At 63.4% G+C, this 6,329-nt stretch carries 2 protein-coding genes; both read right to left on the bottom strand.

From position 1 onward, the window contains the following. A partial coding sequence (locus EK22_RS21535) for a non-ribosomal peptide synthetase (RefSeq protein WP_036254324.1) occupies positions 1–2,370 on the bottom strand: 2,370 nt, incomplete at its 3' end. Positions 2,371–2,423: 53 nt separating this feature from the next. Then, a partial coding sequence (locus EK22_RS21530) for a non-ribosomal peptide synthetase (protein WP_036254322.1) occupies positions 2,424–6,329 on the bottom strand: 3,906 nt, incomplete at its 5' end.

Raw genomic sequence — 6,329 nt, 5'->3', positions numbered from 1 at the left:
CTTATCGGGCCAGAGCGCTTCCCAGGCTTGCAGCTTTTGCGGCGACAGCGCGTCGCCGGTCACGTTGAGCAACCGCACGCCGGCCAGTTGTTCGCGCGCCTTGTCCGGCGAGCGTTCCCATTCCGCCACCAGGGTGTGCCAGTGCGCGGCGGTCAGGTGCACGAAGGTCGGGCGTAGGTCGCTGTCCATGCCGAACAGCCGCTCGCTCGGCGCCAGCGTCGCCCCGGACAGCAGCGCCGGGAAGATCTCTTCGACGGACAGGTCGAAATTCAGGGAGTTCTGCTGCAGGACGGTATCGGCGCCGGTCAGCTCGAACACCTCGGCCGCCCCCAGGGAATAATTGACCAGGGACTGGTGTTCGATCATCACGCCTTTGGGCTGGCCGGTCGAGCCGGAGGTGTAGATGACGTAGGCCAGGTGCCGTGGCGTCAGGCCCAGCGCTTGCGGGTCCAGGTTGGCGCCGGTCTGTGCCGCCCAGGGCGCCGGGTCGACGTCGAGCAGCAGGCGCGGTACCGCCGGCGCGCAGTCGGCGAAGCGCGCGGCCAGCCCGCTTTGTATCAGCAGCACCGCCGGGGCGCTGTCGGTCAGCATGTAGGCCAGCCGTTCCTCGGGATAGGCCGGGTCCAGCGGCACGTAGGCGCCGCCGGCCTTGAGAATGGCCAGCAGGCCGATGATCATGTCCGGCCCGCGCTCGGCGCAGATCGCGATCCGGTCGTCGGGGTTGACGCCCAGGCTGCGCAAATGGTGCGCCAGCTGGTTGGTTTTGACGTTGAGCTCGGCGTAGCTCAGCCGGCCGCCGTCCCATATCAGGGCATCGGCCTCGGGTGTTTGCAGCGCCTGCGCCTCGAACAGTTCGTGGGCGCAGCGGTCCTTGGGATAGTCGGCTTGGGTGGCGTTCCAGCCGTACAGCACCTGGCGGCGCTCGGCCTCGCTGATCATCGGCAAACGGGTGACGGCCTGGCTGTCGTCCGCCACCATGCCGGCCAGCAGGGCTTGCCAGTAGCCCAGGTAACGGGCGACGGTGTCTTGGTCAAACAGCGCCGTGGCATATTCGAGACTGCCGACGATGGCGTCGCCGTCTTCTTTCAGCGAGAGGCTGAGGTCGAATTGGGCGCTGGCGTGCGCCACGTCCACCGGCGCCAGGCTGAGGCCGGGCAGGCTCAGTTTCCCGCCGGGCGTGTTTTGCCAGTCGAACATGACCTGGAACAACGGGGCATGCGCGAGGCTGCGAGGCGGCTGCACGATTTCGACGACCTGTTCGAACGGGATGTCCTGGTGGGCCTGGGCATTGAGGGTCTGGATTTTGATTCGTTCGATCAGGTCCGCGACCGTGGGCGAATCCGACAGGTCGATCCGCAGGGCCAGGGTGTTGACGAAGAAGCCGATCAGGCCCTCGATTTCGGCCCGCCCCCGGTTGGCCGAGGAAGTACCGATCACCAGGTCGTCCTGGCCCGAGAGCCGCGACAGGGTCAGGGCCCAGCCGGCCAACAGGGTCATGAACAGGGTCGCGCCGTGCTGCTGGCTGAAGGCTTTGAGCCGCGCGCTGAGGTCGGCGTCCAGCCGGACGGCCTGCTGGGCGCCGGCATAGTCCTGTTGCGCCGGCCTCGGCCGGTCGCTGGGCAGTTCCAGTAGGGCGGGCGCGCCCATGAGAGTCTGTTGCCAGTAAGCCGCCTGGGTGTGCAGCTGTTCGCCTTCGACCCAGCGCCGCTGCCAGACGGCATAGTCGGCGTACTGGATCGGCAGCGGCGGCAAGGGGTCGCCTTCGCCACGGCTGTAGCTCGCGTAGAGGCGGCCCAGTTCGTCGATCAGCACGCCCATGGACCAGCCGTCGGCAATGATATGATGCAGGGTGATCAGCAACACGTGTTCGTCGGCCGCCAGCCGGACCAGGCGGCCTCGCGCCAGCGGGCCCCGGGCCAGATCGAACGGCGCCTGGGCTTCCTGTTCGGAGAGCCGGGCCAAGGCGGCCGAGGGGCTGGCGTCGGTACTGAGATCGTGTTCCAAGAGCGTGAAGCCGCCGTTAGTGTTCAGAATCAGTTGACTGGCCTCGCCGTCCTGCTCGATGAAGAGTGTACGCAAGGCTTCGTGGCGGGCCACGATACGGTCCAGGGCGCGCCGTAGGGCCGCCACGTCCAGCGCGCCCGTCAGCCGTATCCCGCCGGCGATATGATAGGCTTCGCTGGCGCCCTCCATTTGGGCGAGAAACCAGAGCCGCTGTTGAGCGAAGGACAGCGGTAGACGCTGGTCACGGTCGGCATGAGGGATAGAAGTGTTCTTTAATTGCTTACGTTTTAAATTTTCGGCTATTGCTTGTTTGATTAATGCTTCGCGTTCGAGTGTTGATAATTTATCCACGGAATAACTTTTCATGCTACCAGCCTTGATTTAAGTTGAAATGTAATTTTCGTCATGATTGATACTCCTCAAGAATCACTTATAGATCTCATCACCTGCAATAAATCATCCTCATCAAACTGAGCCAATTGCGCATCGATGATACGTTCAGCAAGAAATGACAGTACGGGCGCTATAAAGACATCGTGCAGCACCAGTTCAACCTCGAACTGCTGCTTGATTTCACGTACCAGTTTGACCACCAGCAGCGAATGTCCGCCCATTTCGAAGAAATTATCTTGACGGCCGACGCGCTCGATCTGCAGGATATCCTGCCAGATCGCCGCCAGAGCCTGTTCGGTCTCCCCTTGCGGCGCTTCATAGCCTCGTACGGCGCTGGCATCCGGCGCCGGCAGCGCCTTGCGGTCCAGCTTGCCGTTGGCGGTCAGCGGCAACGCCTCCAGTTGCACGAAGGCCGCGGGCACCATGTACTCGGGCAGCGTCTCGGCCAGATGCGCGCGCAGGTGGTCCGCCGCCACGTCGGCGTCGCCGGTGTAGTAGGCCACCAGCCGTTTGTCGCCGGGGCCATCCTCGCGGGCCAGCACGGCCGTTTCCCGGACCGCCGGATGTTCGGCCAGCCGGGCCTCGATCTCGCCCAGTTCGATGCGGAAGCCGCGGATCTTGACCTGGAAGTCGTTGCGGCCGAGGAATTCGATACTGCCATCTTCCAGCCAGCGGCCCAGGTCGCCGGTCTTGTACATCCGCGCCCCGGGATCGTTACTGAACGGATCTTTGATAAAGCGCTCGGCGTTCAGATCCGGACGATTGAGGTAGCCGCGGGCGACGCCGTCGCCGGCCACGTGGATTTCGCCGGCAACCCCCACCGGAACCGGTTCACCCTGCGCATCGAGCAGGTAGATGCGGGTGTTGGCGATGGGACGGCCGATAGGAGGAAGAATGGACGCATCGTTTTTAGCAGGCATTGCTGCCGAGGTTGCGACTACCGTATATTCCGTCGGCCCGTAATTATTGACAACCGTAAAGGATAAGTCCGACGGAGGATATCGGTGTAATTTATCGCCACCGGTCAACAACCAACGCAGAGCCGATAATTTTGGCCACGCCAAATCCAGCAACAACTCAGCCACCGGAGTGGGTATAAAAGCGATGGTGATTTCCTGCCTGACTAACCAATCCCTGAGGCGTTCGGAGGATAGCAGTGTTTCTTCATTGTCCAACAGATACAGACTGGCGCCTGCCGTTAAGTAGGGCCAAATTTCCCAAACGCAAGCATCGAAAGAGAAACGGGCGAGTTGTGTCGCGCGGCTCGAAGGATTGACTGCGAACGCCTTTTGATGCCAAGTAATCAGATTGACCAGGTTCCGGTGCTCGACTTGCACGCCTTTAGGCTGCCCGGTCGAACCGGAGGTGTAGATGACATAAGCGAGATGCCGTGAATGCACAGCGGCATCGGGCCGCATATCGGGATAATCTGCATGGCCTTCAAGCTGGTCCAGTGTCAAACAGGCACATCCCAACCCGCTAAACTTTGCAAGTAAGCTTTTCTGCGTCAGTACCATACCGGCATTAGTATCTGACAACATAAAATCGAGTCGATCTTCGGGCAAGCTGGAGTCTAGCGGTAAATATGCGCCGCCCGCTTTCAGAATTCCGAGGAGTCCGATAATCATCTCCGGTGAACGCTCGACACATATGCCTATAACCGTATCCGGCATGACACCTAAAGCTTCCAATTGGAATGCCAGGCGGTTGGCCCGGGCATTGAGTTCGGCGTAACTTAGCCGCCCGCCGTCCCATACCACGGCATCGGCCTCGGGGGTGCGGGCAACCTGCGCTTCAAACAGTTCGTGGATGCAGCGGTCCTGGGGATAGTCGGCCCGGGTGGCGTTCCAGTCGTATAGCACCTGGCAGCGCTCGGCATCCGGCAATACGCCGATCCGGCGCATGGCGGTGCCCGGCGCGCTTTCCAGGGCGTCGAGCAGGTTTTCCAGCGCCGTGTGCATCATCGCGCACAGCCGTTCCGGCGCCGCCGGCGGCAGGGTTTGCGCCGTCAACGAGAAGCCTTCGCCCAGGTCGTCCACGGATAACACGATCGGGTAATTGCTGCGCTCTTTGTCCGACAGGACTTCGATGCCCTGCCAGGCGGCGCCGTCCGCCGAGATTTCGCCCTGGCTGTGCCGGTAGTTGAGCAGTGCGCTGAACAGCGGCGCCGGGGCCTGCACACCGCTGCAGCGTTGCGCCAGGCTCAGCGGCGCATGTTCATGACGCAGCAGACTGGCCAGCCGCTGCTGCACTTCATGGACCTGTTCCAGGACACTGCCCTGGTCCAGCCGCACTCGTAGCGGCAGGGTATTGATGAACATCCCCAGCATCCGGTCGGCGCCCTCGCCGCTCTGCATGCGCCCGAGCAGGACCGTGCCGAACACCACATCATCGCGCCCGGAAGTCCGAGACAAAACACTGGCCCAGGCCAGATGAAACAGGCTGGCGGCGCTGATGCCCAGAGTCCTGGCCTGCTCCCGCAACCGGCGCGCCAGATCCGTGGCAACAGTCTGGTTGGCTTCCTGAATCCGGCTGCCGTCGCCCAGGACGTCGAGCAGGCCGAACGGCGCCGCCGGCTCGTCGACATCCGCCAGCATGCCGCGGAAGAAGGCTTCGTGCTCTTCCGGCTTCATCCCCAGCCGGGCCTGCGCGACAAAGTTGCGGAACGGCAGCGGCGCCGGCAGTTGGTCGCCCTGGCCCAGCTGGTGCATCCTGATCTCCTCCAGCAGCAGGCCCAGCGCGGTGTTATCGAGAGCCAGATGATGAGTCAACAGCAGCAGCAGCCACCGCCCTTTCCTGGGATCATAGGCGGTGAACCCGTTGATCAACGGCGCAGCTCTCAAGTCGAGGCGATAATGTCTCGTATCGTAGCGTTCCAGCAATTGTTCGGCCGTCTTGCCAGCTTCAGGGCCAATGACAATATGCTCGACCTTTAACTTCGCCTCGCGCCAGACCACCTGCACCGGTTCCGGCAGGTCTTCCCAGACGACTGCGGTGCGCAGGATGTCGTGGCGTGCTATCACTGCCTGCAAAGCGGCCAGAAAACCGTCCTGGCGTTCCTGCGTGTCAAACGCCATCAGGACCGGTTCCAGATACGCATCTCCGTCGGACTCCATCAAATGGTGGAACAGAATGCCTTCCTGCAGCGGCGCCAGTGGATAGATGTCCTGCACGTTGGCCGCCCCGCCCGGCACGGCGGCCGTGATGCGGTCGATATCGGCCTGTTCCAGGCTGACCAGCGGCAGCAGGTCCGGGGTAATGGCCGTCGCATCGGCCGGAATGCGGTTGGCCGGGATGACCAGCTGTTCGGAGGCGTTGCCGCTATCGGCCAACGCCGCCAGCCCGGCCAGCGTCGGCGCGGCGAACAATTCCCGCACGTCGGTAGCCATCCCGGCCTGGCGCATGCGCGCGATCAGGGTCACCGCCAGCAAGGAATGCCCGCCCAGTTCGAAGAAATTATCGTGCCGGCCGACCCGGTCGATCTTGAGCAGTTCGGCCCAGATATCCGCCAGAGCCTGTTCGGTCTCGCCTTGCGGCGCTTCATACTGCCGCGTTTGCAGGGCGCCGGCATCGGGTGCCGGCAGCGCCTTGCGGTCCAGCTTGCCGTTCGGGCTCAGCGGCAGTGCGGCCAGATGCACGAAGGCGGCGGGCACCATGTAGTCGGGCAGCATCTCGGCCAGATGCGCGCGCAGACTGTCCACCGCCACGTCGGCGTCGCCGGTGTAGTAGGCCACCAGCTGTTTGCCGCCGGGGCCGTCCTCGCGGGCCAGCACCGCCGTTTCCCGGACCTGTGGGTGTTCGGCCAGCCGGGCCTCGATCTCGCCCAGCTCGATGCGGAAGCCGCGGATCTTGACCTGGAAGTCGTTGCGGCCCAGATACTCGATGCTGCCGTCTTCCCGCCAGCGGACCAGGTCGCCGGTCTTGTACAGCCG

This window comes from Methylobacter sp. BBA5.1 (assembly GCF_000746145.1).
Lineage (GTDB): Bacteria > Pseudomonadota > Gammaproteobacteria > Methylococcales > Methylomonadaceae > Methylobacter > Methylobacter marinus.
This window is presented reverse-complemented; position numbering and strand designations above follow the sequence as displayed.